At 62.4% G+C, this 26124-nt stretch carries 26 protein-coding genes and 1 pseudogene; 16 read left to right on the forward strand and 11 right to left on the reverse strand.

What is annotated here, in order from left to right; genetic code table 11:
* Nucleotides 1-15 precede the first annotated feature (15 nt).
* The 3 genes from BLW25_RS05805 (at nt 16) to BLW25_RS05815 (ending at nt 2074) form a co-directional block, all read left to right on the forward strand.
* Entirely contained in the window at nt 16-738 is a 723-nt protein-coding gene (locus BLW25_RS05805; protein WP_092897224.1) for a proteasome-type protease, read from the forward strand.
* A gap of 127 nt (nt 739-865) precedes the next feature.
* On the forward strand, nt 866-1183 hold the full coding sequence (locus tag BLW25_RS05810) for a hypothetical protein (RefSeq protein WP_092897226.1): 318 nt from the start codon (nt 866-868) through the stop codon (nt 1181-1183).
* A 405-nt stretch (nt 1184-1588) separates the two neighbouring features.
* Nucleotides 1589-2074 carry an MmcB family DNA repair protein gene (locus BLW25_RS05815; protein ID WP_092897228.1) on the forward strand — a complete coding sequence of 162 codons (486 nt, stop codon included), beginning with the start codon at nt 1589-1591 and terminating at the stop codon, nt 2072-2074.
* A 72-nt stretch (nt 2075-2146) separates the two neighbouring features.
* On the opposite strand, the gene BLW25_RS05820 is transcribed toward BLW25_RS05815, so the two are convergent.
* Complete coding sequence (locus tag BLW25_RS05820) at nt 2147-3235, reverse strand: PA0069 family radical SAM protein (RefSeq protein WP_092897230.1); 1089 nt, start codon at nt 3233-3235, stop codon at nt 2147-2149.
* Between the two features lie 198 nt (nt 3236-3433).
* Between BLW25_RS05820 and BLW25_RS05825 the strand changes: the two genes are divergently transcribed.
* The 3 genes from BLW25_RS05825 (at nt 3434) to BLW25_RS05830 (ending at nt 5120) form a co-directional block, all read left to right on the forward strand.
* Nucleotides 3434-4132 carry a corrinoid protein gene (locus tag BLW25_RS05825; RefSeq protein ID WP_092897232.1) on the forward strand — a complete coding sequence of 233 codons (699 nt, stop codon included), beginning with the start codon at nt 3434-3436 and terminating at the stop codon, nt 4130-4132.
* 108 nt (nt 4133-4240) lie between these two features.
* On the forward strand, nt 4241-4396 hold the full coding sequence (locus BLW25_RS24270) for a hypothetical protein (RefSeq protein ID WP_171909486.1): 156 nt from the start codon (nt 4241-4243) through the stop codon (nt 4394-4396).
* 76 nt (nt 4397-4472) lie between these two features.
* On the forward strand, nt 4473-5120 hold the full coding sequence (locus BLW25_RS05830) for a DUF1638 domain-containing protein (RefSeq protein WP_092897234.1): 648 nt from the start codon (nt 4473-4475) through the stop codon (nt 5118-5120).
* A 483-nt stretch (nt 5121-5603) separates the two neighbouring features.
* Here the strand turns inward: BLW25_RS05830 and BLW25_RS05835 are convergent.
* The 6 genes and pseudogenes from BLW25_RS05835 to BLW25_RS05860 all read right to left on the reverse strand — a co-directional run.
* A pseudogene (locus BLW25_RS05835) lies at nt 5604-5987 on the reverse strand (transposase); the annotation flags it as partial.
* Nucleotides 5988-6274: 287 nt separating this feature from the next.
* Nucleotides 6275-6496 (reverse strand): ribbon-helix-helix domain-containing protein, encoded by a 222-nt coding sequence (locus BLW25_RS05840; protein ID WP_092897238.1) that lies wholly within the window; start codon nt 6494-6496, stop codon nt 6275-6277.
* 81 nt (nt 6497-6577) lie between these two features.
* A complete protein-coding gene (locus BLW25_RS05845) occupies nt 6578-6808 on the reverse strand; it encodes an N-(5'-phosphoribosyl)anthranilate isomerase (RefSeq protein WP_092897240.1) in 231 nt (76 codons plus the stop codon).
* A gap of 46 nt (nt 6809-6854) precedes the next feature.
* Nucleotides 6855-7076, reverse strand: coding sequence for a DUF4169 family protein (locus tag BLW25_RS05850; protein WP_092897242.1), 222 nt, complete (start codon nt 7074-7076; stop codon nt 6855-6857).
* The gene (gene fumC, locus BLW25_RS05855) at nt 7076-8482 is read right to left on the reverse strand and encodes a class II fumarate hydratase (RefSeq protein ID WP_092897244.1); all 1407 of its coding nucleotides are present in this window, start codon (nt 8480-8482) and stop codon (nt 7076-7078) included. Before fumC ends, BLW25_RS05850 begins: the two co-directional genes overlap by 1 nt.
* Before the next feature lie 201 nt (nt 8483-8683).
* Complete coding sequence (locus tag BLW25_RS05860) at nt 8684-9253, reverse strand: peptidoglycan L,D-endopeptidase MepK (protein ID WP_092897246.1); 570 nt, start codon at nt 9251-9253, stop codon at nt 8684-8686.
* Between the two features lie 360 nt (nt 9254-9613).
* Between BLW25_RS05860 and BLW25_RS05865 the strand changes: the two genes are divergently transcribed.
* Genes BLW25_RS05865 through BLW25_RS05880 form a run of 4 tightly spaced genes read left to right on the forward strand, consistent with a single transcriptional unit; the run spans nt 9614 to nt 13871 of the window.
* Complete coding sequence (locus tag BLW25_RS05865) at nt 9614-11245, forward strand: L,D-transpeptidase family protein (RefSeq protein WP_092901592.1); 1632 nt, start codon at nt 9614-9616, stop codon at nt 11243-11245.
* A 30-nt stretch (nt 11246-11275) separates the two neighbouring features.
* Nucleotides 11276-12376 (forward strand): UDP-3-O-(3-hydroxymyristoyl)glucosamine N-acyltransferase, encoded by a 1101-nt coding sequence (locus BLW25_RS05870; protein WP_092897248.1) that lies wholly within the window; start codon nt 11276-11278, stop codon nt 12374-12376.
* An 11-nt stretch (nt 12377-12387) separates the two neighbouring features.
* Nucleotides 12388-12678 carry an acyl carrier protein gene (locus tag BLW25_RS05875; protein WP_092897250.1) on the forward strand — a complete coding sequence of 97 codons (291 nt, stop codon included), beginning with the start codon at nt 12388-12390 and terminating at the stop codon, nt 12676-12678.
* The gene (locus BLW25_RS05880; protein ID WP_092897252.1) at nt 12675-13871 is read left to right on the forward strand and encodes a beta-ketoacyl-[acyl-carrier-protein] synthase family protein; all 1197 of its coding nucleotides are present in this window, start codon (nt 12675-12677) and stop codon (nt 13869-13871) included. Before BLW25_RS05875 ends, BLW25_RS05880 begins: the two co-directional genes overlap by 4 nt.
* Nucleotides 13872-13876: 5 nt before the next feature.
* Here BLW25_RS05880 and BLW25_RS05885 read toward each other — a convergent pair whose 3' ends face one another.
* Nucleotides 13877-14578 (reverse strand): invasion associated locus B family protein, encoded by a 702-nt coding sequence (locus tag BLW25_RS05885; protein ID WP_092897254.1) that lies wholly within the window; start codon nt 14576-14578, stop codon nt 13877-13879.
* Between the two features lie 711 nt (nt 14579-15289).
* On the opposite strand from BLW25_RS05885, the gene BLW25_RS05890 reads away from it, so the two are divergent.
* From BLW25_RS05890 to BLW25_RS05915, 6 genes are all read left to right on the forward strand, one after another.
* Complete coding sequence (locus BLW25_RS05890) at nt 15290-16900, forward strand: helicase HerA-like domain-containing protein (protein ID WP_253188228.1); 1611 nt, start codon at nt 15290-15292, stop codon at nt 16898-16900.
* A gap of 349 nt (nt 16901-17249) precedes the next feature.
* Entirely contained in the window at nt 17250-17855 is a 606-nt protein-coding gene (locus BLW25_RS05895) for a hypothetical protein (RefSeq protein WP_143040449.1), read from the forward strand.
* A gap of 144 nt (nt 17856-17999) precedes the next feature.
* Complete coding sequence (locus tag BLW25_RS05900; protein ID WP_092897260.1) at nt 18000-19400, forward strand: aspartate aminotransferase family protein; 1401 nt, start codon at nt 18000-18002, stop codon at nt 19398-19400.
* A 405-nt stretch (nt 19401-19805) separates the two neighbouring features.
* A complete protein-coding gene (locus BLW25_RS05905; protein WP_092897262.1) occupies nt 19806-20840 on the forward strand; it encodes a cysteine synthase A in 1035 nt (344 codons plus the stop codon).
* Between the two features lie 43 nt (nt 20841-20883).
* Nucleotides 20884-23226 carry a DUF3772 domain-containing protein gene (locus tag BLW25_RS05910; RefSeq protein ID WP_092897264.1) on the forward strand — a complete coding sequence of 781 codons (2343 nt, stop codon included), beginning with the start codon at nt 20884-20886 and terminating at the stop codon, nt 23224-23226.
* A gap of 1 nt (nt 23227) precedes the next feature.
* Nucleotides 23228-23944, forward strand: coding sequence for an alanyl-tRNA editing protein (locus BLW25_RS05915; protein ID WP_092897266.1), 717 nt, complete (start codon nt 23228-23230; stop codon nt 23942-23944).
* A gap of 282 nt (nt 23945-24226) precedes the next feature.
* Here BLW25_RS05915 and BLW25_RS05920 read toward each other — a convergent pair whose 3' ends face one another.
* From BLW25_RS05920 to BLW25_RS05930, 3 genes are all read right to left on the reverse strand, one after another.
* Complete coding sequence (locus BLW25_RS05920; protein ID WP_092897268.1) at nt 24227-25231, reverse strand: CheB methylesterase domain-containing protein; 1005 nt, start codon at nt 25229-25231, stop codon at nt 24227-24229.
* A 128-nt stretch (nt 25232-25359) separates the two neighbouring features.
* Nucleotides 25360-25737, reverse strand: a complete 378-nt coding sequence (locus tag BLW25_RS24275; RefSeq protein WP_092897270.1) for a hypothetical protein — start codon at nt 25735-25737, stop codon at nt 25360-25362.
* Nucleotides 25734-26120, reverse strand: a complete 387-nt coding sequence (locus BLW25_RS05930) for a response regulator (protein ID WP_092897272.1) — start codon at nt 26118-26120, stop codon at nt 25734-25736. The genes BLW25_RS24275 and BLW25_RS05930 overlap by 4 nt, the downstream gene beginning before the upstream one ends.
* Between the last annotated feature and the right edge of the window lie 4 nt (nt 26121-26124).

Raw genomic sequence — 26124 nt, forward strand, 5'->3', positions numbered from 1 at the left:
ATTTTCCGGTGAGAAATGACCTATTGCGTCGGCCTTCTGCTCAATCAGGGTATGGTATGCCTGTCCGATACCCGCACCAATGCGGGGCTCGACAATATTTCCACCTATCGCAAGATGTTCACCTTCGAGGCTCCGGGCGAGCGGGTGATTGTGATCATGACCGCGGGATCGCTTTCCGTCACGCAGACCACCATCGCGCGGCTGCATGAGGCGATGGATGAGCCTGATGCCACGCCGGAAACGTCTATCCTGCTGGCGCCGACCATGCTGAAAGTGGCGCAGCTGGTGGGGAATACGCTGGCCTCAGTGCGGCGCGAGATCGATGAGAAACTGTCGATGAGCCAGGGCGCCTCGGCCTCGATGATCGTCGCGGGGCAAAGGAAGGGCGGCGGTATGCGCATGTTCCTGATCTATCCCGAGGGGAATTTCATCGAAGCGACCGACGACACGCCCTTCCTCCAGATCGGCGAGCATAAATACGGCAAGCCGATTCTTGACCGCGTGGTCCGGCCCGAAACCGGCTTGCAGGATGCGCAAAAGGCGGTGCTGTTGTCGATGGATTCGACCCTGCGCTCGAACCTCTCGGTGGGGATGCCACTGGATCTGGCGGTGATCGAAAAAGACGCGCTGCGGGTGACGTCGCGGCGCCGGATCGAGGCCGGGGATGAAGGCTTTCGCGCGATGAGCGAGGCCTGGTCCAACGCGCTGCGCGATGGTTTTAGCCGGATCGAAGTCTGACCGGTTCGGATGACGTCGCGGAAGTCCTGGCGGAAATCTGTCATGCTTTTGCGTAAATCCTGTGTCCGGGGCTTCACACTGGCGTCGCAGATGCCTAGCTTTCTCGAAACAGCAGGAGAAACGACTCATGCCAAAGCTCGTCCGCCTTTATATTCAATCCGTTGCTATCGGGTTCGGATTGTCCGCAGGTTTCGTCGCAGCCCTGCTTTGGACCAATGTTGCAGCTGTCGGCGCGCTGGTTGACGGAGCGGGGGCGATCGGTTGGGTGGCTGTGGCAATGCTGGTCGTGTTTTTCGGCGTTCTCTTTTCGAGTGTGCAATTCGCGATCCGCGTCATGATGCTGGCCGAAGGGGATGACACGCCGCGCGGGGGCCTGCGTCAGCAGATGATCCCAATTCGGGTCGAAGCGCGGGCTGAGCAGCAAAAGCGCCAGCCCCGCCGCTGATCCTTCCAGCCCCGCCGCTGATCCTTAAGGTATCACATTAAAGAAACCCGCCGCGTCACCGCAGGCGGGTTTTTCTTTGGCCGAAGCGGGTCATCGACAAGGAAGAGCTGGGACAGAGAAGAGGTGGCGGGCCCGCAGCGGCCGTGGGTGGTCTCGATATCCCGAGAGCCAGAGGTCTCAGGTGGGAACCAGGTATCCGGACCAGGATCCGGGCAGAGCCAGCCCCCATTCATATGCTTATCGGCCACTGGGTTATGGACCCCTCACGCGAAGAGCAGCACCCGCCGCCTTCATATCTAGGGCCGCCGGGGCTGCAGTACAAGACCGCCGCTGACCCCTGTCGGGTATTGCTTGCAGCGGGCCGGAAGACTGGACAAATGTTTACTGTTTGTTCATGTTGGGGTGATGGATGAATCGCTGCATCGCCTGGCCCTGGCTGAAATCCCTGAAGACACCCGTGATCTCTTGCCGATGCAGGCGGGCCAGCGCATCGCGCGCGGGGTTGCGCGGCTTTTGTGCAGCCACGGATTTGCGCCGGTTACGGAAATGCCGCTGGCAGGCAAGCTGCGCGCGGATGTGATGGCGATCGGGCCAAAGGGCGAGGTCTGGATCGTCGAATGCAAATCCTGCCGCGCGGATTTTCGGGCGGATCGCAAATGGCAGGGCTATACCGCCTGGTGCGACCGTTTTTTCTGGGCGGTCGGACCTGATTTCCCGCAAGAGATCCTGCCTGAAAACGACGGGCTGATCCTCGCAGATGCGTTCGGAGGCGAGATCATCCGCCTCGCTGATGAGACGCCGCTGGCGCCCGCCCGGCGCAAAGTGGTCAGCCGCGATTTCGCCCGCTATGCCGCCCTGCGGCTGCTCGCTTTGCGCGATCCGGCCCCCTGAGGCGCAACGCAAATTTCTTAAAAGAAATTTATCCGGTTTCTGTCACAGAAACCGGTCTTCTGGCTCGTCGGATCAGAACAGGCCGAGCTGGTCGCCTCTGGCAAAAGGCACCCGGAAGAGATCACAGCGCAGCGCCGGCTGCGGCGCGTCCAGGCCCAGTTTCGCGGCCGCGCGGCGGAAACGGTCGGCGATCAGCCGCGACCAGAGACCTTCGCCCTTCATCCTTTTGCCGAATGTGGCGTCATAATCCCTGCCGCCATGCATCTCGCGCACCCGGTTCAGCACCTTGGTCGCGCGCCCGGGCTCGGCCCGTTCCAGCCAGTCGCGAAACAGCCCAGCCACCTCCTGCGTCAGCCGGAGAGAGATCCAGCTTGCGCTGGTCGCGCCGGCCTCCTGCGCGGCTTCCAGCAGCGGCTCGATCTCGTGATCGGTCAGGCCAGGGATCACCGGCGCCAGCATCAGCCGCACCGGGATGCCGGCCTCGCTCAGCCGCCTTATGATCTGAAGCCTGCGGGCAGGCGCCGGTGCGCGGGGTTCCATCTTGCGCGCAAGCGACTGATCCAGCGTGGTAATCGAGATGCCCACCCGCACAAGACCCTCCGCCGCCATCGGCGCGAGAAGGTCGATATCGCGTTCGATCAGCGTGCCGCGGGTGGTGATCGCCAGCGGGTGGCGAAAGGCTGAAAGCACCTCGACCACCTCACGCGTCACCCGGTATTGCGCCTCGCCCGGCTGCCAGGGATCGGTATTGGTGCCAAGCGCGATGGGCGCGACCTTGTAGCTTCTGGCGCGAAGTTCACGGTCCAGCACCGCGCCGATCCCCGGTTTCGCGATGAGCTTCGTCTCGAAATCCAGCCCCGGCGAGAGGTTGAGATAGGCATGGGTCGGCCGCGCGAAACAATAGATGCAGCCATGCTCACAGCCTCGCCAGGGATTGACCGAGCGGTCAAAGGGCAGATCGGGCGAGGCATTGCGGCTGATCGCGGATTTCGGCATTTCGCGGCTGATTTCCGTCTGCACCAGCGCGTCATCTTCGACCATATCCCAGCCGTCGGACAGCGTCTCGCGGTGATGCGGCTCATAGCGGCCGGCCTCATTCAGACCGGCACCGCGTGCCCTGACGCGCTGTCCCGGCAAAAGACCGGGCAGCGGTGTCGTCACAGGGCTTGAAGGACGGGGCGCTGGCACGGTGGGATTCCCTGAAAAAAGTTAAGAACAAAAATAGAACATGCGCCGGCAAAGAAAAGGGGGAAACGTGCGGAAGTCGGCTTTCTCTTCGCTAGTGTCGCAAACATCTGAGTGGAAGTGTCGTTTTCAGCCCATTGAAGGGGGAACGAACTCTCTCCGCTGGAGCGCCCCATGGCCGATGACGACGAAATCATCCTCTCGGAACTTCCCGATGACGAGCTTGTCCTGCAGATGCATGACGATCTCTATGACGGGCTGAAGGACGAGATCGAAGAGGGGACGCGCCTCCTGCTGGACCGCGGCTGGACGCCTTATGACGTGCTCACCCAGGCGCTGGTGGCCGGCATGAAGATCGTCGGCGATGATTTCCGTGACGGGATCCTGTTCGTGCCCGAAGTTCTGCTTTCGGCAAATGCGATGAAGTCGGGGATGACCATCCTCAAGCCGTTGCTGGCGGAAACCGGCGCGCCGCGCATGGGCAAGATGGTGATCGGCACCGTCAAAGGTGACATTCACGACATCGGCAAGAACCTTGTCGCGATGATGATGGAAGGCGCCGGCTTCGAAGTTGTGGATCTGGGCATTAACAACTCAGTGGAGAAATATCTTGAGGCGCTTGGCACGGAAACGCCTGATATCCTTGGGATGTCGGCGCTTCTGACCACCACCATGCCCTATATGAAAGTGGTGATTGATACGCTGAAGGAAAAAGGCATGCGCGAGGACTATATCGTGCTTGTGGGCGGGGCGCCGCTGAATGAGGAATTCGGCCGGGCGATCGGTGCGGATGCCTATTGCCGCGACGCGGCGGTGGCGGTCGAGACCGCGAAACAGCTGGTCGCGCGGCGGCACAATCAGCTGAGCGCCTGAGATACCCCCGAAATTAACAGGCTCCGGCGCAATCCGGAGCCTGATTTGTTTTCGGCCTTGTGCGGGCCCGGTTGTGACCCCAGATTTAACAGGTGGAGGGTTGCGAAAATGCCATTAACGTCGTTTCTCGGGCTGATTGCCCTGGTGATCCTTGCCGCTGGTCTGACGCTTTCGCTGGCGCTGAGCCTTGGTGTGCCATTATCCGTCATTGCGGTGGTGGCGATGCTCGGGAGCTTGGCCCTTGGCATGAAGCGGTGGCACTGAAATCTGGTGACGGTCGCGGCCTGAGGCTCAGGCCGACGATATCGTTTGCGGTGAATCCGAAAATCGGAGGCCTGTGATGGAAAGGCCGAACCTGGCTGCAGAAGAGGTTATCGTGCCAGGCGGGGCAGAGGACCAGGGCGAGGGGCGGATCCTGTTGATCGCCTGCGGCGCGCTGGCGCGTGAAATCCTTGATCTGAAACGCGCCAATGGCTGGACCCATCTCGATCTGCAATGTCTGCCCGCCAATCTGCATCTCTGGCCCGATAAGATCACCGCTGCGGTCGAAGCGGCGGTCCTTGCCTGGCAGGACAGCTATTCCCGGATTTTTGTGGTCTATGCTGATTGCGGCACGGGCGGCCTGCTTGCTGCGCGCTGTGCGGAGCTGGGGGTCGAGATGGTGGCAGGCCCGCATTGCTATTCGTTTTTCGAGGGCAATGAGAGTTTTGCGGCGCGGTCAGAGGAAGAGTTCACCGCCTTTTACCTCACCGATTTTCTCGTCCGGCAATTTGAGGCTTTCGTGTGGAAGCCTATGGGGCTCGACCGGCACCCGGAGCTGCGCGACATGATCTTCGGGAATTATGAAAAGCTGGTCTACCAGGCGCAGACCGATGATCCGGCGCTGGACGCGAAGGCGCAAGACTGTGCAGCGCGGCTGGGCCTGGTCTATGAGCGTCGATTTACCGGATATGGCGATCTGGCGGCAGCGCTTGCCCGGCTGGGGTGAGGGGGCGTCGAGGCGGCCGGTTCAGATCAGCGACAGGCGCGACTGGCTGCGCAAAGGACGGGGTGTGCAAGTAAGGCGCGTTCCGCGTGAGCCAAAGACCGCAAACTGGTGGCAGTATATTGTGTTTTGATCGACCTGCATATGCGCGCAGTGCCCGGCGGCAAGGCCGACCTGTACTTGGCAGCCCGGCGGGCGCAGGGAGCGTGACGCGCTGTAGGTCGTGGCCTCAATCCCGAGCACGCCAACAGTGACTGGTCGCCGCAGCCGCTCAGAGCAACGATGTTTTTGGATGCGATGCTGCTGGTGGCGCTGTCGGGGCCCCGGCTCCTGGTGCCAGTCTTGAACAGACCCGCGTTTTCTGGATGCTTTCGCGTCTCATCTTCTGTTGCCATTCGAACCCGGCGGGCGAGAGTTTTCAGTTCCTCGCATGCCTGCGCTTCGGGTTGCAGAACATCGCTACGTGAACGAACACGTCCTGCCTGGCGTTTCTCTGATCTGGTTTCGGTTCTTCGTGAACATCGTGGGGACCCTGATCCCGAGGCCCAGAGAACAGCAAAACAGCTGGCTGTAATCCGTCTGTTCTATGAGCTGCTGCCCGGACCGCGTCGGTAAAAGGAACTGCAGCAGGCCGGCCCGGATCAGTCGTACCGGCGCGATTGCGGGGCGACCCTCTTCTGCACCAAGCCGGTCGAGTTCGGCATCCAGTGAGCGCAGCGCATCGTTGACGACGGCCCGGATCTTGCGCTGTGGTTGCCGCGGCGGGATGCGGTGCTCGGGGTCGACCTCGCTGAACAGAGATCCCGTCGCTTCGTAGGGTCCACGCTTGGCCCCCTTCGTCCATGCAGGGGGCGATGAACCGTCTTTCACGAGGGGCCTCGGGACGACAAGGCAGGGGTTTTCAGCGACCTCTTAAGGCGTGGAGCCAGGCCACAGTCCGGCAGCCGAAAGACACCTCCTGTCGGGTCACGGCCCTGACCGGCTCTGCGAAGCGCGGACTGACCTTCGGGTATTCGCCCACCCAGCCATGCGGGTCCGCGCAGGAGATGCCGCAGGCCAACAGCTTCAGCACAACACCCTCCCTGGCGCAGGCCGGATCGGGAACGGTTTCAATCGGGAGCGCAGCCCGGCAGTCGCGGATAAGGGCCGTGCGTATGTCAGGCCCCGGGCTTCCGGAAATGCTGCAGACAATAGACGCGGATCGCTGAGGCGAGACCTTCCTCCGGGCGCCGTGTTTCGTCAATTTCAGATGCCAGGGCATTAACAGAACAGGGCCTGGCATGCGCAATTTCAAGGAAAGCCTGCCAGAATTCCGGCTCCAGCGTGACACTGGTGCGGTGGCCGCGCAGCGTGAGTGAGTGTTTTTCCGGACCAGCCATGGCTGAGGCTACCAAGCGCCGGGCAGGGGCGCCAGCCGGAGTTTTGCAAAACTCCGGCACGATTTCTGAACAGAAATCGTTTCAGACGACGCGGCGGAGCGGTTCGCAGTTGCAAAAGATCACGAATTGCCCCGCGTTTTCCACCACGGGGAAGCCACGCCTTTTCATCTCAGACAGAAACCAGGCCCGTCCGGCAAAGCGTTCGATATCGCGGACCTTGCGGCGGATCACGCCACCGCTTCGGGCGGCCTGGGATGAAAAGAGATGCAGGGTCCAGGCCTCACGGCTCAGACGATCTGAAAACCCGATCATGGCGTACCTCCTGTCGGAGGGTGCACTGATCCGGGTTAAACGGGGGTTAATCCTGATCAGGATCTGGTCCGGCTGACGGACCGGGCTCGGATCCTGTATCCCGCCGGTGCTGGTCGAGTTCGCGGGTGGATTTCTCCACCCGCGCCTCTTCAGCCGCGCGCTCTGACAGGCTGCGACCGAATTTTACGGCATTGGCGTCAGCCTGTGCCCGCTTTTCGCGGCGCGCCCGATCCTTGCGGAAGCGGTTCAGGTTGACGAGGTCTGCCATCAGTCTTTCGGACCGATCATATCTTCAGGACGCACGATGCGGTCGAAAGTCTCGCCATCGACAAAGCCGAGCGCGATTGCCTCCTCACGCAGGGTTGTGCCGTGTTTATGCGCGGTCTTGGCCACTTTCGTTGCATTGTCATAACCGATGGTGGGCGCCAGCGCCGTCACCAGCATCAGCGATTCCTTCATCAGCTTTTCGATCCGGGGAATATTCGCCTGGGTCCCGACCACCATATTATCGGTGAAGGAGCTTGCCGCATCGCCCAGCAACTGGATCGACTGCAGCACATTATAGCTCATCATCGGATTATAGACGTTCAGCTCGAAATGGCCCTGGCTGCCGGCAAAGGTCACCGCCGCGTCATTGCCCATGACATGGGCGCAGACCATGGTCAGCGCCTCGGCCTGGGTCGGGTTGACCTTGCCCGGCATGATCGAGGATCCGGGCTCATTTTCCGGCAGAATCAGCTCGCCCAGACCCGAACGCGGACCAGAGCCCAGGAGCCGCAGGTCGCTTGCGATCTTGTACAAGGACGCGGCCACGGTTTTCAGCGCGCCCGAGAAGAAGACCATCGCGTCATGCGCGGCCAGCGCCTCGAACTTGTTCGGGGCAGTCACGAAGGGCAGGGAGGTGATCTTTGCGATCTCGGCCGCCACGGCCACATCATACCCCTTGCGCGTGTTCAGGCCGGTGCCGACAGCGGTGCCGCCCTGGGCGAGCTCATAGATATGCGGCAGGGCGAGCTTCACGCGCTCGATCCCGCGGTCGACCTGGGTCGCATAGCCCGAAAACTCCTGGCCCAGGGTCAGCGGTGTCGCATCCTGAGTATGGGTCCGACCGATCTTGATGATGTCTTTGAATTCAGACGATTTCGCCCAGAGCGCTTTCGCGAGTTTCTCGAGCCCGGGCAGCAGCACATCGCGCGTATGCATCCCGATCGCGACATGCATTGCGGTCGGGAAAGTGTCGTTCGAAGACTGGCCCATATTTACATGGTCATTCGGGTGAACCGGTTTTTTCGAGCCCATCACGCCGCCGAGAATCTCGATCGCGCGGTTCGAGATCACCTCATTCGCGTTCATATTCGACTGGGTGCCCGAGCCGGTCTGCCAGACCACCAGCGGGAAATTGTCGTCGAACCTGCCGTCGATCACTTCCTGCGCGGCTTGCGCGATTGCGCCAACCAGGTCCTGGGACAGATCGCCCTGGGCGGCATTGACTGTCGCCGCCGCCTTTTTGATCACGCCGAGCGCGCGGATGATCGGGACCGGCTGCTTTTCCCAGCCAATCGGGAAATTGATGATCGAGCGCTGCGTCTGGGCGCCCCAGTATTTATCCGCGGGGACGTCCAGCGGGCCAAAGCTGTCGGTCTCGGTACGGGTCTCAGTTCGGGTCGCAGACATGCGTGCCTCCTGCAAGTTCTCGGGGATTGCTGTACCGCAGCATGGCAGCGGAAATCAATCGGTATGCCATTGTATGCTAAGATGGTCCGCAGCCCGGCTGCCAGAACCGAAAAGGCACCCGCGCGGGGTGCCTTGTTCAAAGCGCTGTGGAAACAGGGTTGTCTGAAAACCGGACTTGATCTCTGGTTTCAGAGGTTTTTCTCAGGCGCCCCAGCTGCGCACCGCGCCGCAATCCATATGGACAAAGTCCGAGCGCGAATAGCGGCCGACGCCGCCAGCTGCACAGGCCGCAGCCGCACGTGCCATCTGATTCACCGAGCGCGATTTCAGCCGCAGATCGGCAGCCTGGCCGACGAGATGCAGCGAGTTCTTGGCGACCCCGCCCGATTGCGAGCGCAGCATCGCATTGGTCTTGGCGCTGCGGAAGCCAGAAAGCAGCATGTAAGATTCGCTGACATCCATCAGCCGATGCGCCGCAGCCATGATATCGACATTGCGCGGATCCATCTGCTTGACATCGCCCGTGCGCCAGTCGCGCATGAAGTGATTGATTTCTTTCAATACTTCCGGAATGTATTTGCCTTCGATCCAGTAGATCGTGTCGATGCTTTCGCCTGTACGGCCCGAATACATCCGGATGCGGCGGATATCGCCCGCACCTTTCAGCACGCCAAAAGCATTGGAATAGGTTGGCGCGGCAACCACAGCCGTAGCCGCGAACACGCCCAACAGCCCGCGACGCGAGATAAGGTTCGATGTGTTTTCAGTCATAGCCTGTCCCGTAGTTTAGTCTTGTCGACTGCCTGAGCGGCAGCTTCTCCTGCACGTTCATCTTCGGCTGGCGCATTTGCCTGCGCCCTTCCGGATGCATGGTCTGTATGGCACATCATGATTCGAAGCCCAAGCAAAGATTGCCTTTGGTTCCCCACTCAACCGCCGATAAGCAAAAAATCGCTGAATTCCTGACTGGTGGTCAGCGTGGCCCTGCTGCAACTATGATCGAAAAACCGGCCCGGGTCTGTCGGGGGAGCGCAATATGGGGCCCGATGGACAGGATTGTGAATGGACATGGTGTCCAAATCGCTGAATCTAGCTGAAGCCGAAGCTTTTCGCATGTTTACGAGGTTGCAGATGCCGATTTCCCTCCCCGGTTATGGTCTGAAAACGGGGGTGCGTGGCCTTCTTTCTTCGGTAGCGCTTGGGTTTGTGCTGGCAGCCGGGCTGGTATCGGCAGGGCTGCCTGTCGCGGCAAAATCCACGGCATTTTCCCAATCTCTCGCGATCGCTGCGGCGGATGATGAAGAGGTCGCAGCCTGGTATCGCGATACTGCATATGACACGCTCTGGACCGGGCCTGAGGATGCGGCCCGCCGCCAGGCGCTGATCGCCGCGCTTGAGACCGCCGGGGATCACGGGTTGCCGGTCGCGCGCTATGATCTGGCCGGGATCCGCGCCGCGCTGGCCTCGGCCAGGACCGAGGGAGATCTGGGCCGGCTTGAAGTCAAGATGACACGCGCCTGGCTTGACTGGGCCCGGGATGTCAGTTCGGGCGCGCTGGATCCGGCAAAAATCGATTCCACCATCGTGCGCGAGATCACCCGGCCCGATTCCTATGCATTGCTGCGCGCGATTGCCACGCGCGACCCTGCCACGGTGGCGCGTCGGCTGCTGCCCGATTCCGACGCCTATGTGCAGCTGATGAAGACGCGTTTTGACCTTGAGGAGCTGAGCGCTTCGGGGGGCTGGGGGCCGCAGGTGCCCGCCGGCGCGCTGGAGCCGGGTGCGACCGGCGAGCGTGTGGTGATCCTGCGCGACCGGCTGATCGCCATGGGCTGGCTCTCGCCCACACCGACCGCGGTTTATGACCGCATGGTGCAAAACGCGGTGATGAATTTCCAGCGGGCGCATGGTCTGCCCGCTGATGGCGTGGCCGGGGGCGATACCCTGGCCGAGATCAACAAAGAGCCCGAAGACCGGATGAAATCCGTCCTTGTCGCGATGGAACGCGAGCGCTGGATGGATATAGACCGCGCGGGGCGGATGATCTGGGTCAATCTGACGGATTTCTCGGCCGAAATCATTGATGACGGGCGGGTGACATTTCGCACGCGCTCGGTGATCGGGCGCGAGGAGATGGACCGCCGCACGCCGGAATTCTCGGATATGATGGATCATATGGTGGTGAACCCGTCCTGGGGGGTGCCGCGCTCGATCATCGTGGGGGAATATCTGCCGCTTTTGCGCTCGAACCCGAATGCGGTCAGCCATATGCAGATCGTGGACAGGAATGGCCGCGTCGTGCCGCGTGGATCGGTGAATTTCGCGGGCTATACCGCGCGCAGCTTCCCCTTTGGCATGCGCCAGCCGCCGGGCGACAATAATGCGCTTGGCAAGGTCAAGTTCATGTTCCCTAACAAGCATAACATCTATCTGCATGATACGCCTGCTAAATCCCTGTTTGCCCATGACAAGCGGGCTTACAGCCATGGCTGTATCCGGCTCGCCGATCCCTTTGATTTCGCCCATGCCCTGTTCCGCAACCAGGCGCCGGAAATCGAAAGCGAGTTCAACCAAACTCTCAAGGGTGGGCGGGAAACGCCTGTAAAGCTTGAGAAAAAAGTGCCGATCCATCTGGTCTATTTCACGGCCTATCCGCAGGGGCATGGCGTGATGGGCTATCGGCGCGACGTTTACGGCCGCGACGCAAAGCTCTGGTCGGCGCTCAGCGCCGAAGGGGTGGTCGCGCGGACGGTTTCGCAGTAACTGTCTCTTCGGGTTCCGGAGGGATTTGCGATGGCTGAGCATAGTATTGGCGATATTGCAGCCGCACTTGATGCGGTGGCCGAAGGCGATCTGACGATCCGCGTCTCTGAGGCATCCGAGCCGCAGGCCGCCGGGCCGCAAAGTCTCGCTCTGGCAATGGACCCGCGCTACGCGGGCCGGATCTCTGAGGGCCGGGCGCGTGCGGCCGTGGTCTGGCCGGGGGCGGACTGGCGCGCGATGGGGCTGGAGGCCGCGATTTTCGCGCCGCGCGGGCGGCTCGCGATGGCGGGGCTCACACATCTGATGGATCCGGGGCCGGAGATCGCGCCGGGCATCCACCCGCTGGCCGTGGTGCACGCGACGGCGCAGATTGGCGAGGGTGCGGCGATTGGCCCCTTTGTGGTGATCGGGCGCGATGTGATCCTCGGTGCCAATGCCCGGATCGCAAGCCATGTCTCGATCGCCGAAGGCGCGCGTATCGGCGAAGATGCGATGATCCTGCAAGGCGCAAAGATCGGTGCACGCGTCACCATCGGCGCAAGGTTCATCTGCCAGCCCGGCGCGGTGATCGGCTCGGACGGGTTCTCCTTTGTCACGCCCGAGAAATCCGGCGTCGAAGAGATCCGCGAGACGCTCGGACAGCGCGACCAGATCCTGGAACAAAGCTGGACCCGCATTCATTCGCTGGGCGCAGTGACCATCGGCGATGATGTCGAGATCGGTGCCAATACCTGTATCGACCGCGGCACCATCCGCGACACCACCATCGGGCGCGGCACCAAGCTCGATAACCTCGTTCATGTCGGCCATAATGTGCAGATCGGCGAGGACAGTCTGATCTGCGGCCAGGTCGGCATTGCCGGCTCGTCAAAGATCGGCAGCCGCGTGGTGCTGGCCGGGCAGGTCGGCGTCAGCGACAATATCTTCGTGGGCGATGATGTGATCTGCGGTGGTGGCACCAAGATCTTCACCAATGCGCCGGCGGGGCGGGTGCTTCTCGGGTATCCTGCGGTGAAGATGGAAACCCATGTCGAGATCCAGAAATATCTGCGCCGTTTGCCGCGCCTTGCCGCACGGGTCGCCGCGCTGGAAAAACTGACCTCCGGCACTGATGCCGGGACGGAAGACTGAGGGTCACCCCGATGAGCCGCAGCGAGACAGGGAGCCAGGTGATCGCGATCCTCGCCGCCCAGGCGCTGATCGATCCTGCCGGCATAAATGAAAGCGACCGGCCCGAGGATCTGGGCATCGACAGCCTCGGCCTGGTGGAGGCGATTTTCGCCATTGAAGAAAGGTTCGACATCTCGGTCCCTTTCAACCCGAATGACCCGGGGCAGGCCGGACCGGAAGATCTGGACGTCTCGGATATCGGCGGCATAATTCGCGGCATCGAGGCACTGATCGCGGCGCAAAGACCGGTCGGGCACCTATGAGGCGGGTGGTCATCACCGGCGCGGGAACGGTGAATGCACTGGCCCATGATCTTCCCGGCACTTATGCGGCGCTGGCGGCGGGGCGCTCGGGCATCGGGCCGCTGGAATTTCGCGATGCCGACCGGCTGACGATCCGCATCGGCGCGCAGATCCGGGGCTGGGCCTGGGATCAGGGCCTGACCCCGCAGGAACAGTCGCTTTACGACCCCTTTACCCGCTACGCGCTTGCTGCGGCAGAAGAGGCGCTGGCCATGGCCGGGCCGGGCGCGGCCGAAGGGGCGGGGGTGCTGATCGGTTCGGCCTCCGGCGGCATCCATACCTGGGAAGAAAACTACCGTGCGGTGTTCGAGGGCGGCCGGAACCGCGTGCCGCCGCTGACGGTGCCGCGCCTGATGATGAACGCCGCCGCCTCGCATATCGGGATGCGGCACGGGCTGACCGGACCGACTTTCGCAGTGTCTTCAGCCTGTTCCAGCTCAAACCATGCGATTGGCCAGGCCTTCCGCCTGATCCGCGACGGGCATGCGCCCGCGATGCTGGCGGGGGGCGCCGAGGCGATGCTGTGTTTCAGCGGTATCAAGGCCTGGGAGGGGCTGCGGGTGCTGTCCCCCGACGGATGCCGCCCGTTTTCGGCCAGCCGCAATGGCATGGTGATGGGCGAGGGGGCGGCGGTCTTCGTGCTGGAAGACGAGGCCCGCGCCCGGGCGCGCGGCGCAAAGGTTCTGGCCGAGATTGCCGGTTTCGGCATGACGGCGGATGCGGGCGATATCGTGGTGCCCTCGGTCAGCGGCGCCGCGGGGGCGATGCGGGCCGCACTGGCCGAGGCCGGCCTTGCCCCCGAAGAGATCGGCTATATCAACGCCCATGGCACCGGCACAAGGGTCAATGACCGCAATGAGGTTGCGGCGATCCGTGAGGTGTTCGGGGCGGGCACTGGGCTAATGGTTTCATCGACCAAGGCGGCGCATGGTCACGCGATCGGCGCGACCGGCGCGCTGGAACTGATCGCCTGCCTGATGGCGCTGGATCAGGGCGTAATCGCGCCGACGCTCGGGCTGGACCGCGCAGATCCTGATTGTGACCTTGACCATGTCCCGAATGAAGCACGCCGCGCCCGGACGGGCGCGGCGTTGTCGAATTCCTTTGCCTTTGGCGGGCTGAACGCGGTGCTTGCACTGCGCGCGGCCCGGTAAGGTCCTTACTCGGCGGCGGCAGGAGCCGGCGCTGCGGCAGCGGCAGCCGCGGCGGCTGCATCGGCCTTCACATTAGCCGCGACCATTGCGTCATAGCCCGAGGTGAAGCCTTTCAGCGAGACATCGAGGCTGACTTTCTGATCCGGTGCCACGAAGGGCGAGATCGCGAATTTCGCGGTGGCGCCCTTTTTGAAGCCGGCAATTTCTTCGGCGGTGAAACCGATCCGCGCCACGCAACCGATCTGGGTGCAGACGGTGAACGGATAGGCGCGCGCTTTGGCGGTATCGACCGTCAGCTGCATTCCTTCGGTCAGAAGGGTCTCCAAGGGAGCGATGAAGTTCGCACCGGCAACCGCCGGGCCGGGGGCGCCTGCAGGCAGCGAGAAGATCGCGAGTTCGGCCACTGGCGAGCCATCGGCATCTTTCAGCAGCTGGTAAAGCTGGCAGGGATCGGCTTCGAGGCCGACGCGCTCGCAGCGCAGCTCCCATTTCTCATGGGTCGAGGCGGTGTAGATCGCGCTCTGGCCACCGATCTCGGAGCCCATCGACAGATCGCTGCCCCCGGCCGGTTGCCCGGCGGCTTCTGCCGGAGCGGTGGTGTCGGCGGTTGCTTCAGCGGGTGCTTCTGTCGTGTCCTGGGCGAGCGCGGCAAAGGGGCTGCCGAATGCAAGTGCAAGAGCGAGAAGCGAGATACGCGGGTTCAACATATAGTCATGTCCTTTGAACGGTGACTGTAGCCGGTGGAAATTTGCCTGGCTGCCGCAGGCTGAATATCACGCTGAAATGGCAGTGTCAGGTCTCATTTGCGCGACCAGCGGCGGGTTGTTGCCGGACAGCGTTCCGGTAAAAGCGGCTTCAACCCTGGATATAGTAGTGACCTCTGCACCTGGACTGGCACAGGGGCGATGGCCACCCGTCTGAAGGTCGGAATGCGAGGGGAAATGGGCGGGGCAGAAAAAACAAAGGGCCGGAATGACCGGCCCTTTGCATGCGCTGCGGGGCGGGCCCCTTACGCTTATATTTTTTGCTCCCTGTCGGACTGGCCGACTTCACGTAAAGGGACGCTAAGCAGCTTTCTGCACTGCGTCAACAGGAAATCTGTTACATCTGGCGGCCAGAGACAGAGAAAAAAATCTAACCATTTGGTCAGGATTTCTGTGATTTTACGCTAATACGGCTTCCCTTCTGCTTCCCTTCTGCGCAGGCGGAACCGGGGCGGAGGCCCGCCTTGCGAGAGCGCGCCGCGAGACAACCGGACGGCGTCCTGCCCGCAGCCGGCCCGGTAAGAACGAGGCTGGTTTCGACGGCGGAACAGGGTATGGTCCATGCCGCAATGTAAGGTCGGAAACGGCAGATCTGAAATGGTATGGCCGCCGTTGCCTGCCCGGATCTCAGGCCCCGAGACAGGAGTTTACCCGGTGACAGCACAGAATGATCCAGCCACACCCGCCGCAGCGCAGGACCGGATTTTCCTGGGCGGAGGCGGCGAGGGCTACGGTGTCGCGCAGGAGTTGCTGCTGAAATACGGCAACCGGCACGGGCTGATCGCCGGTGCAACCGGGACCGGCAAGACGGTGACGCTCCAGGTGCTGGCCGAGGGCTTTGCGGCGGCGGGCGTGCCGGTGTTCCTTTCAGATATCAAGGGCGATCTTTCGGGGATCTGCCAGCCGGGCGATCCGGCCGCAAAGACCCACGCAGCCTTTGCGGCCCGCGCCGAAACCATCGGCATTGATCTGGCCTATCGCGCTTATCCGGTGCTGTTCTGGGATCTCTTTGGCCAGCGCGGCCATCCGGTGCGCACCACCATCGCCGAGATGGGGCCTTTGCTTTTGTCGAGGCTGCTGGAGCTGACCGAGGTGCAGGAAGGCGTGATGAATGTCGCCTTCCGACTGGCCGATGATGAGAAACTCGCGCTTCTCGATATGAAGGATCTGCGCGCGCTTCTGACCTTTATTGCGGAGAATTCCGCCGAGATCTCCTCCACCTATGGGCTGGTCTCGTCGCAATCGGTGGGCGCGATCCAGCGCCGGCTCCTGATGCTGGAAAACGAGGGGGCGACCCAACTCTTTGGGGAGCCGGCGCTGGAACTTGCGGATCTCATGACTGTGGATCCCGACGGGACGGGGCGGATCTCGATCCTTGTCGCCGACAGGCTGATCAACAGCACGCGGCTTTATGCGACCTTCCTCCTGTGGCTCCTGTCCGAGCTGTTCGAGGCGCTGCCGGAAGTGGGCGATCCCGATAAGCCAAAGCTCGTCTTTTTCTTTGATGAGGCGCATCTTCTGTTCAATGACGCGCCTAAGGCGCTGATTTCGCGGATTGAACAGGTGGCGCGACTGATCCGGTCAAAAGGCGTCGGCGTCTATTTCATCACGCAAAATCCGGCCGATGTGCCCGATACCGTGCTGGGTCAGCTGGGGAACCGGGTGCAGCATGCGCTGCGCACTTTCACCGCGAAGGACCAGACCGATCTGGCGCGGGCGGCCCGCACCTATCGCGCCAATCCGCGCTTTCCGATTGAAGAGGCGATCCGCGAGGTCGGCACCGGCGAGGCGGTGACTTCGCTGCTGGAGGCCAAAGGCGTGCCGGGCATGGCCGAGCGCACCCTAGTCCGTCCGCCCTTCAGCCGGCTTGGGCCTGCGGAGGAAAGCGCAAGGGTGGCGGCTTTTGCCGCCTCGCCGCTGGCCGGGAAATACGATACCGAGATTGACCGTGAAAGCGCGTTCGAGATTTTGCGGGCGCGCGCCGGGAAGGCGGCGGCAGAAGCGTCACGTTCGCAAGAAGCGGTGGCCGAGGGGGCCGCGGGCGAAGAGTTCAGCCGTGGCAGGCGCTATGGCGGCGAAAACTCTTCGCGGCGCTATGAGGCGCCGACGAGGACGACAGAGCCGGCTCCGAAGAAAAAGAGCAGTTCTTCGCGCTCGGATTCGGTCGGTGAGGCATTCGCCAAGAGTTTCGCACGCCAGCTGGGCAGCAAAAGCGGCCAGGCCGTTGTGCGTGGCGTGCTCGGGACGATCTTCGGCAAACGCTGAGGTGGTGTTCTGTTCGGGCCACTGGCTGGCAGCGGAACGCCTTTGCTGCGGTATTTGTCAATGCGGCCGGTCTGCATGGCCGGGCTTTGGCTGGGTCAGTTTTTCTACACCTGTCCTAAGGGCAAGTGACCGGCCTCGGGTGGGCCGGGTCCTGACCCCAATGAGTTCGCCCCCAAAGATGATGCATCTTATTCCGGCGGTCACACGCTCTGCTCGCTGACGCCCGGACCATTGCACCCGGAAAATCCTTCCAGAGCATTTGCAGAGGTGCAGAGGTGGGGGATTCCACCTTTGCTTTGCCGCCTGGCCCGTCCTAAGGCTTGGCAGTTACCTGTTCAGGAGGTCGGCAATGCGGCAAGCTACAGTTCTGGCGATGATGGCGGCGGTCGGGATTTCGCTCCCGGCGCTTCCCGGTCTGGCCCGGCAGGCGGACAACGAGGTGACCGGCAACTGGGCCGGTGCAGCGGGCGATGGGTTCTGGTTCCGCGCGCAGCTGGAGACCGAGTCCGATCTGGCAGCGCTGAAGATCTGGAATGGAATGGGGGCGGTGCCGGATGGCAATGACGCGCCGGACCTGGACGTCGCCGATTTTGCCGTTGCGGCCTTTGCGACCTCGCAGCGGCTGGAAGTGGTCGAGACCCCGGATGGCAGCACGCTGCAGGTGATCACCGAATTCGCCGATGAGGAGGGCGAGGGGCGCGAGGTCGTGGAAATCCGTTTTATCGATTTTCAGTATACGATTGTCGGCTATGCGCTCCAGGCCTCTTTCCAGGGCTTCGATGGTCCGGCCGAAGAGACGCAATGTGTGGTCGACACGCTGGCAGGCCGCGTGGTCGAGAATGGCAGGATGCGCAACCTGCCGCCTCTGAACCCCGAGGCGCTGAATGCGAGTGGCTGGGGCGAGGCGGCGGCCTTTGAGCGCGGCTGGTGCAGCCGGTCCGGCGAGGGGGACTGAGATCGCCGCGCGGCTTTCGCGCGGGCCGTCGCGAGGCGCAAATAATTTGATCAAATTTCTTGATGCCGGTCGGGATTGTTCCTATCCTGCGAGGTGAGGGCGCCAGGCGCCTGCTGATTCTTCCTGACGGAAAGGGTGGTCACCATGAATATGATCAACAACAACACGCCCACGGCCGAGTTGCAAAAGCTCGACGCAGCGCATCACTTCCACCCTTTCACCGATAAGGCGGCGCTGGCGAAAAAAGGCGCGCGGGTGATCCTGCGCGGCGAGGGCTGCTGGCTGACGGATTCGGAAGGGCACCGCATTCTGGACGGGATGGCGGGCCTGTGGTGCGTCAACATCGGCTACGGCCGCAAGGAACTGGGTGAGGTTGCAGCGCGCCAGATGATGGAGCTGCCCTATTACAACACCTTCTTCCAGACGACGCATGTACCGGCGATTGCGCTGGCGGCAAAGCTTGCGGAACTGGCGCCGGGCGATCTGAACCATGTGTTCTTTGCCGGCTCGGGATCCGAGGCCAATGACACCAATATCCGCCTTGTCCGCCGCTATTGGCAGGTCAAGGGCCAGCCGGAAAAGCAGGTGATCATCGCGCGCTGGAATGGCTATCATGGCTCGACCATGGGCGGCGGCAGCCTTGGCGGCATGAAACCGATCCATGCCCATGGCGGCAAAATCGACGGTATCGAGCATATCAACCAGCCCTATTGGTGGGGCGAGGGTGGTGACCAGGACGAAGATGCTTTCGGCCTTGCCCGTGCGCAGGAGCTGGAAGCGAAGATCAATGAGATTGGCGCCGACAAGGTTGCGGCCTTCATCGGCGAGCCGGTACAGGGCGCGGGCGGCGTGATCATCCCGCCGAAAACCTATTGGCCGGAAATTCAGCGGATCTGTAAGAAATACAATATCTTGCTGATCGTTGATGAAGTGATCACCGGCTTTGGTCGCACCGGAAACTGGTTCGGCAGCCAGACCTTTGACATCAAGCCCGACATCATGACCATCGCCAAGGGCCTCTCCTCGGGCTATGCGCCGATCGGCGGTTCGATCGTGTCGGATGACGTGGCCGAGGTCGTCGGTTCGGGCGGCGATTTCAACCATGGCTATACCTATTCGGGCCATCCGGTTGCGGCAGCTGTCGCGCTGGAAAACCTGCGCATCATGCAAGACGAGAATGTGGTCGAACATGTGCAGAAGGTCGCCAATCCCTATCTGGCGGAACGCTGGGCGGCGCTGGCCGATCACCCGCTGGTCGGCGAGACGAAACTTGTCGGCCTGATGGGCTCGCTGGTGCTGACCCCGGACAAGGCAACCCGCGCGCGCTTTGCCTCGGAAGAGGGCACCGTTGGTCTGCGGGCGCGCGAGCGCTGCTTTGCCAATGATCTGGTGATGCGCCATGTTGGCGATCGCATGATCATCTCTCCGCCGCTGGTGATCACGACGGCCGAGATCGACACGCTGATCCAGCGCGCGACCAAATCGCTGGATGAATGCTATGCGGGGCTGCAAAAAGACGGGCTTCTGGTCGCGAAAGCGGGCTGATCGCCTGGCGATGGAAATTAAGGCGGGCCGGCTGGCCCGCCTTTTTTGATGTGCTGCCGGCAATCGGGGTCTGGCTGTCCGCAGCTGCGCCGCCCGGGGAAAAATGACGTACTTTCAGGACCGGCCTGGCCTGTGTTGAGCCGGCAGATCTGCGCTTTTTCAGGCGCATACCGGGCCGCAGGAAGCAGAAAATTTCTCTTAAGTTCGTGGCAATTTAAGGAGATCCTCGGCCCTAGAGGGGACACCGCGCGAGGCTGGTGCCCGGGATCGGCGAATTATGGAATATCAGGCCTGCTTCACGCTTTGGCCGACGCGCGGATGACTTGAGTTTGAGCGCCCGCGCTTTTACACCTGAAGCATGAAAGCGGGCATGGCGCCCGGAGAAAGACCCCAGGGGAAAGACCCATGCGAATTCACAGCGATCTGGCGGGCATCATTGGCAATACGCCGCTTCTGAAACTGAAGAAGGCGTCTGAGCTGACCGGCTGCACCATCCTTGGGAAATGCGAATTCATGAACCCGGGCCAGTCTGTCAAGGACCGGGCGGCGCTGTATATCATCCGTGATGCGGTGGCGAAGGGGCTTTTGCAGCCCGGCGGCACCATTGTCGAAGGCACGGCCGGGAACACCGGGATCGGCCTTGCGCTGGTCGGGAATTCGCTGGGCTTTCGCACAGTGATCGTGATCCCCGAGACCCAGAGCCAGGAGAAAAAGGACATGATCCGCCTCGCCGGGGCTGAACTCGTCCAGGTGCCGGCGGCGCCTTATAAAAACCTGAACAACTATATCCGCTATTCCGGGCGCCTGGCGGAAGAACTGGCCAGGACCGAGGCCAATGGCGTGATCTGGGCCAACCAGTTCGACAATACCGCGAACCGCCAGGCCCATATCGAGACGACCGGGCCCGAGATCTGGGAGCAGACCGGCGGCAAGGTCGACGGCTTCGTCGCGGCAGTCGGCTCGGGTGGCACGCTGGCGGGGGTTGCGATGGCGCTCCAGCCCAAAGGCGTGAAGATCGGCCTTGCCGATCCGGAAGGCGCGGCGCTTTACAGCTATTACACCAGTGGCGTGTTCGAGAGCCCCGGCAATTCGATCACCGAAGGCATTGGCCAGGGCCGTATCACCGCCAATCTTGAAGGCTTCCGCCCCGATATGGCCTGGCGGATCCCGGATGCCGAGGCGCTGCCGCTGGCCTTTGACCTCCTGACCGAAGAAGGGCTTTGCGTCGGTGGATCGTCGGCGATCAATATCGCCGGTGCGATCCGCATGGCGCAGGAAATGGGGCCGGGCCATACCATTGTCACAGTGCTTTGCGATTACGGCAACCGGTATCAGTCTAAGATGTTTAACCCGGCTTTCCTGAAGGATAAGGGCCTGCCGGTGCCGGAATGGCTGGCGCGCGGCAACCGCCCGCTGCCGGCGGTCTATCAGGATCTCTGAAGGGGGGCGCGGTGGCGGTCTGGTCTTTTGCGAGGCGGCCCGCATGAGGCTGCCACTTTGCATCCTGCACTGCCTGCTGGCGCTCTGGCTTGGTGTCGCTGCGCTTGCGCCAGCGCCGGTCCGGGCCGAAGGCGATGATCAGACCCAGCCGCTGGATTATGCGGCCTGGGGCGAGATTGCGACCACCGCCGAGGCCGAACTGGGCTCCGACACGGTCACAGATGCGCGGCTTGATGAGTTGCGCGGCCTTATCGTCGACTGGCGCGCCAAACTGACCCTGGCGCAGACCACCAATGCGTCCCGCATTGCCACGGTGCGCGAACAGATCAGCGCGCTAGGCCCGGCGCCAACCGGTGATGCCACCGAAGCACCTGAAATCGCGCAGAAACGCAAAGATCTAGGCCAGCAGCTTTCCTTGTTACAGGCGCCGGGCATTGCGGCAGAAGAGGCTTACCGCCGCGCCGATGGTCTGATCCGCGAAATCGACGGCAAGGCCCGCAGCCGTCACACTGACCAGCTTTTGCAGCTCTGGCCCTCGCCGCTGAACCCGGCCAACTGGCCCGAAGCAGCAGGTGGCCTGACCGACACCGCCCTGCGGCTCTGGGGCGAGCTGAGCACCAAACTCCATGACAGCCGCGCCAGAGCACAGTTCTGGAATGCGCTGCCGCTGATCCTTTTGCTTCTGGCGGTGACTGTCGCCACCACGATTTTCGCCCGGCCCTGGATCGAGGCTTTTGCCGACCGGCTCCGCATCGGCAAGACCGAGGCGCGGCGGCGGATCTTTGGCCTGCTGGCCTCGCTCGGGCAGATCATCGTGCCATCGATCGGTATGGTGGCCCTGTCAGCGGCGCTGATCCGCACCGGCTTTATGGGCCGCACCACCGGCGAGGTGGCGCTCGCGCTGCCGGTGCTGGGGGGCGTGGTCTTTGTTGCTTTCTGGCTGGCGGCGCGGGTATTTCCCCGGGTCGATGTCGACCAGGCGATCCTGCCCTTGCAGCGCAATCAGCGCCAGGAAGGCCGTATCCTTGCCGCGTTGATGGGCGTCGTGCTGTCCTTTGAGGCGCTGCGCCGGCTGACCATGGACGGGCAGAATTACCCCGATGCCGTCACGGCGGTTGCAAGCTTCCCGATGCTGGCGGGTGGTGGCATCCTTTTGTGGCGCATGGGGCGGATCCTGCGGCTCAGCCAGGAACAGGGCGAACAGAACGGCTATGGCGAAAAGCTGATCGGGCTTCTGGGACGGGCACTGAAACTGATCGCGGTTGCGGGCCCGGGGCTTGCGGCCCTCGGCTATGTCACGGCCGGTGCGGCGCTGGTCTATCCGGCGATCATGTCGCTTGGGCTGATGGCGGTTCTGATCATTCTGCAACGGCTGCTCGCTGATATCTGGGCGGTGGTCTATCCCGCCGCCGATGCCGAGGCCGAGAATGAACGCCTTGTGCCGGTGCTTGCAGGCTTTGCGCTCGCGCTGATGTCGATCCCGCTTTTCGCGCTGATCTGGGGCAGTCGGATCGCGGATCTAAGCGAGATCTGGACCCGGTTCCGCGAAGGCTTTCAGCTGGGCGACACCAGGGTCTCGCCCTCGGATTTCCTGCTTTTCGCAGTGATTTTCGTCATCGGCTACCTGATCACGCGGCTGTTTCAGGGCGCGTTGCGCAATTCTATCCTGCCGCGTACCCGGATGGACCGCGGCGGCCAGAACGCGCTGGTCTCGGGAACCGGTTATGTCGGCATTTTCTTTGCGGCGCTGGTGGCGATCAATGCGACCGGGATAGACCTCTCTGGCCTCGCCATCGTCGCCTCGGCGCTTTCGGTCGGTATCGGTTTCGGCCTGCAAAACATCGTGCAGAACTTCGTTTCCGGCATCATCCTGATGATCGAGCGCCCGGTTTCCGAGGGTGACTGGATCGAGGTCGGTACCACCCAGGGCATCGTGAAAACGATATCGGTGCGCTCGACCCGCATTCAGACCTTTGACCGCAATGTCGTCGTCGTGCCAAATGCCGATCTGGTCAGCCAGCGTGTCACAAACTGGACCCGGTTTGGTCTGGCCGGGCGGCTGATTGTGCCGGTGACCGTGGCCTGGACCGAGGATACGAGGCGGGTCGAGAAGCTTTTGCGCGAGATTGCAGAAGCACAGCCCATGGTGATCCTGAACCCGGCGCCGACCATCGTTTTGCAGGGGTTCAACGGCGGGCTGAATTTCGAGATCAGGGTCATTCTGCGGGATGTGAATTTCCAGGGCTCGGTGCGCAGTGATATCAACCATATGATCGTGCAGCGTTTTATTGCCGAGGGGATAAAGTTACCCTCGACCAGCGCCGAGATCACGCTTGGGAATGCAGGCGAAATCGGGGCAGCGCTGCGCGGCACCGGGCAGGGGTAAGATGCAGCATCATTACAGGACCGAGCCCTATCTTCAGCAGTGTGAAACGCTTGTCACCGGCCATTCCCCCGAAGGCGGCATCGTGCTTGAGCGGTCCATTTTTTTCCCGACCGGCGGTGGCCAGCCCGGCGATTCCGGCCAGTTGATCTGGGAGGGCGGCAGCATCCCGGTCGGCACGACCACCCGCACCGGCGATGGGAATGTCGTGCTGGTGCCAGGCCTGCCGCAGGCGCTGCCGGCGGTGGGTACGAGGGTGGTGCAACGCCTCGACTGGGGCCGGCGATATCGCCATATGCGGATGCATACGGCGCTGCATCTGCTCGCGGCAGTGGTGGCGCGTCCGGTCACGGGCGGCCAGATCGGCGCAGCGAAGAGCCGGCTGGATTTTGATATTCCCGACCCGTTGCCGGATGTGCAGCGGCTGACCGCGCAGCTGAACCTGCTGATTGATACCGATCTGAAAGTGACGACCGGCTGGATCACCGAAGAGGAGCTTGAGGCAAGGCCGGAGCTGATCCGCACGCTTTCAGTCCGGCCGCCCCAGGGTCATGGCCGGTTGCGGCTGGTCGGGATCGGGGAAGGGCCGGCACAAATCGACCTGCAGCCCTGCAGTGGCACCCATGTCGCGCGTATCGGCGAGGTCGGGCGTCTCACGGTCGGTGAAATCGTCAACAAAGGCCGCAATAACCGGCGGATCACCATCCGGCTGGATGACTGAAACAGGTGCAGCGGCCTGAAGGGCGGTTTCCCGCCGGGGGGGTGCTGCAGCGCTTGAAGAAGGGACCGGAGCAGGGGATCTCAGGCGGAGTGACCCGCCCGGACGGTTTTCTGTGCGGGGTCTGTCTGGTCTGAACGCCTTCGCAGATGAGAAGGAACCGCCGGCGACGCTTCCTTGCTGTCGATCTGAACTGACAGGGCTAACGGGAACGGCTGAGCCACTATGCTACATATGGGTTTCCGACAGAGACCTCCTGGCAATCAGGGGTGTTCATGCCTGCAGTCAGCGCGCCAGGGGCATTGGCTGGCGTTTGCGGCAATGGCTCAACAGTTGACCGGCGATGCGGTTCAGCGGCAGGCTCTCCATCGCGGCGCCGATTTCGACCGCTGCGCGGGGCATACCATAGACCGTGGAACTTGCCTCATCCTGGGCGAAGGTCACGGCCCCGGCGCGGCGCAGATCAAGGAGCCCCGCCGCCCCGTCACGCCCCATGCCGGTCAGGAGCGCCGCGGTGACCGAAGGCGCAAAGCTGAGCGCGGATTGAAACAGGATATCCACCGAGGGCGTATGGCCCGAGACCGGTGGCCCTGAAGCCAGGTCGCAGATATGGGGCGTGCCGTGTTTCACGATCAGATGGCCAGGACAGCCCGCGCCAATCACCACCGTGCCGGGAAGCAGCGCCTTTCCAGGCGCGGCGGGCACAACCTTCGCCGCGCAGCAACGGGAAAAGAGGCGCACAAGACTGTCTGAGAAACCCGCGCCGGTATGCTGGACGATGGCACAGGGCGGACAATTCGCAGGAAAGGCCGACAGAATTGTCAAAAGCGCATCGATCCCGCCGGTTGAGGCGCCGATCAGAATGATGCGGTCGGCCAAAAATGTACCGCCGGCCTCGTTTTGTGCAGCAATTGCATTTGGGCGGGAGGACACAGGGGAAGTAACAGGGCATTGTCTTTTGGCGCTTTCCAGCCACTGGACCAGGCCTGGCAAGGCCGTGGGATCGCTGCCGTTCTGGCGGATTTCGCCGGTAAGGCTGTCCGGAATTTCCAGCCAGGCGGTTTGTGCGACGCGAAACAGCGACAAAAGACCTTCGAATTCCGGCAAGCGCGTGAGGTCGCTTCCGATCAGCGCAAGCGCTGGCTCACTGCTCTCGCTGAGCATATAGGCGGAGGAAAGGTCTTGTACCTGCCCGCAGATCTCATAGCCGGGCAGTTCCCCGATACGCCGGCTCAGCCTTGCACCGCTGATGGCGCGGGCCGTGGCAATCATGACTTTCTGCCTTTTCATGCGCGGCCTCCCTCTGCGAACAGGACAGGGGCAGGGCTGACCCGGCTGTAAATGCGGTGGCCTGTGCTGGAGAAGTGCAATCCTGGCAGGCGGGTCATGGCGTATTTTATCCGACTGGTTGTGAGAGTTCAGAACAGAACCGGATCATCCGGTGCCGGCTCAGGGCGGGTCATTTCCGTGGCAAGGCCCGGAATTATCCTGCGGATTTCGGCGAGTCTGATGCGGCTGGCCAGTTTGGGCGCCGGGAGCGGTGGGGGAATATTGTCACTGGCAGCAGCGAGATCCTCAAGCAGCCGTCGCAGATCGTCGAGCCGTTGCCCGATACGGTCGATATCTTGCATGCCGGCGGGCGCGTTCCCATTGGTGGTGAGAATTGCCTTTTCGACTCGCAATAGCATATCGCGGCTGTCGCATAGCCCACGGGATATCGCTGTCAGCAGTGCAGCGAGACCATTGCGATCATATTGCGCCTGCACCTTCGGACAGGCAGATCCAGATTGCGTCATAGCGGCCCCACCACCCTTTCGATTGCCGTTTTTACCGTGGCAGCGGTGAACGGTTTTCGGATCAGATTGTTCAGGCCCAGCTCCTGGCCGCGTTTAAGAACCTCGGGCGAGGGGGTGCCAGTGATCAGAATGAAGCCGATCTTCTGCGTCGCGGTGTTCCCGCGCAGGGCCGCGAGCAGATCGAGACCGGAAAGCCCCGGCATATTCATGTCGGATATGACCAGATGCACAGGGCTGGTTGCGAGCTTGCCCAGGACCGCACCGCTGTCGGATTCAGTGGCGAAATGTCTGATGCCGATTTCTTCGAGGGATTGCGAGATCAAAGCGCGGCTGACGGACATGTCGTCAACAACCATCACGCGAAGGTTTTCTTTCAAACTCATTGGT

Source organism: Rhodobacter sp. 24-YEA-8 (genome assembly GCF_900105075.1).
Taxonomy (GTDB): Bacteria; Pseudomonadota; Alphaproteobacteria; order Rhodobacterales; family Rhodobacteraceae; genus Pseudogemmobacter.

What these genes read in the sequence shown, in the direction of transcription:
- BLW25_RS05805 (WP_092897224.1), top strand. Translation starts at nt 16, where the DNA reads ATGACCTATTGCGTCGGCCTTCTGCTCAATCAGGGTATGGTATGCCTG.
- BLW25_RS05810 (WP_092897226.1), top strand. Translation starts at nt 866, where the DNA reads ATGCCAAAGCTCGTCCGCCTTTATATTCAATCCGTTGCTATCGGGTTC.
- BLW25_RS05815 (WP_092897228.1), top strand. Translation starts at nt 1,589, where the DNA reads ATGGATGAATCGCTGCATCGCCTGGCCCTGGCTGAAATCCCTGAAGAC.
- BLW25_RS05825 (WP_092897232.1), top strand. Translation starts at nt 3,434, where the DNA reads ATGGCCGATGACGACGAAATCATCCTCTCGGAACTTCCCGATGACGAG.
- BLW25_RS24270 (WP_171909486.1), top strand. Translation starts at nt 4,241, where the DNA reads ATGCCATTAACGTCGTTTCTCGGGCTGATTGCCCTGGTGATCCTTGCC.
- BLW25_RS05830 (WP_092897234.1), top strand. Translation starts at nt 4,473, where the DNA reads ATGGAAAGGCCGAACCTGGCTGCAGAAGAGGTTATCGTGCCAGGCGGG.
- BLW25_RS05840 (WP_092897238.1), bottom strand. Translation starts at nt 6,496, where the DNA reads ATGGCTGGTCCGGAAAAACACTCACTCACGCTGCGCGGCCACCGCACC.
- BLW25_RS05845 (WP_092897240.1), bottom strand. Translation starts at nt 6,808, where the DNA reads ATGATCGGGTTTTCAGATCGTCTGAGCCGTGAGGCCTGGACCCTGCAT.
- BLW25_RS05850 (WP_092897242.1), bottom strand. Translation starts at nt 7,076, where the DNA reads ATGGCAGACCTCGTCAACCTGAACCGCTTCCGCAAGGATCGGGCGCGC.
- fumC (WP_092897244.1), bottom strand. Translation starts at nt 8,482, where the DNA reads ATGTCTGCGACCCGAACTGAGACCCGTACCGAGACCGACAGCTTTGGC.
- BLW25_RS05860 (WP_092897246.1), bottom strand. Translation starts at nt 9,253, where the DNA reads ATGACTGAAAACACATCGAACCTTATCTCGCGTCGCGGGCTGTTGGGC.
- BLW25_RS05865 (WP_092901592.1), top strand. Translation starts at nt 9,614, where the DNA reads ATGCCGATTTCCCTCCCCGGTTATGGTCTGAAAACGGGGGTGCGTGGC.
- BLW25_RS05870 (WP_092897248.1), top strand. Translation starts at nt 11,276, where the DNA reads ATGGCTGAGCATAGTATTGGCGATATTGCAGCCGCACTTGATGCGGTG.
- BLW25_RS05875 (WP_092897250.1), top strand. Translation starts at nt 12,388, where the DNA reads ATGAGCCGCAGCGAGACAGGGAGCCAGGTGATCGCGATCCTCGCCGCC.
- BLW25_RS05880 (WP_092897252.1), top strand. Translation starts at nt 12,675, where the DNA reads ATGAGGCGGGTGGTCATCACCGGCGCGGGAACGGTGAATGCACTGGCC.
- BLW25_RS05885 (WP_092897254.1), bottom strand. Translation starts at nt 14,578, where the DNA reads ATGTTGAACCCGCGTATCTCGCTTCTCGCTCTTGCACTTGCATTCGGC.
- BLW25_RS05895 (WP_143040449.1), top strand. Translation starts at nt 17,250, where the DNA reads ATGCGGCAAGCTACAGTTCTGGCGATGATGGCGGCGGTCGGGATTTCG.
- BLW25_RS05900 (WP_092897260.1), top strand. Translation starts at nt 18,000, where the DNA reads ATGAATATGATCAACAACAACACGCCCACGGCCGAGTTGCAAAAGCTC.
- BLW25_RS05905 (WP_092897262.1), top strand. Translation starts at nt 19,806, where the DNA reads ATGCGAATTCACAGCGATCTGGCGGGCATCATTGGCAATACGCCGCTT.
- BLW25_RS05910 (WP_092897264.1), top strand. Translation starts at nt 20,884, where the DNA reads ATGAGGCTGCCACTTTGCATCCTGCACTGCCTGCTGGCGCTCTGGCTT.
- BLW25_RS05915 (WP_092897266.1), top strand. Translation starts at nt 23,228, where the DNA reads ATGCAGCATCATTACAGGACCGAGCCCTATCTTCAGCAGTGTGAAACG.
- BLW25_RS05920 (WP_092897268.1), bottom strand. Translation starts at nt 25,231, where the DNA reads ATGAAAAGGCAGAAAGTCATGATTGCCACGGCCCGCGCCATCAGCGGT.
- BLW25_RS24275 (WP_092897270.1), bottom strand. Translation starts at nt 25,737, where the DNA reads ATGACGCAATCTGGATCTGCCTGTCCGAAGGTGCAGGCGCAATATGAT.
- BLW25_RS05930 (WP_092897272.1), bottom strand. Translation starts at nt 26,120, where the DNA reads ATGAGTTTGAAAGAAAACCTTCGCGTGATGGTTGTTGACGACATGTCC.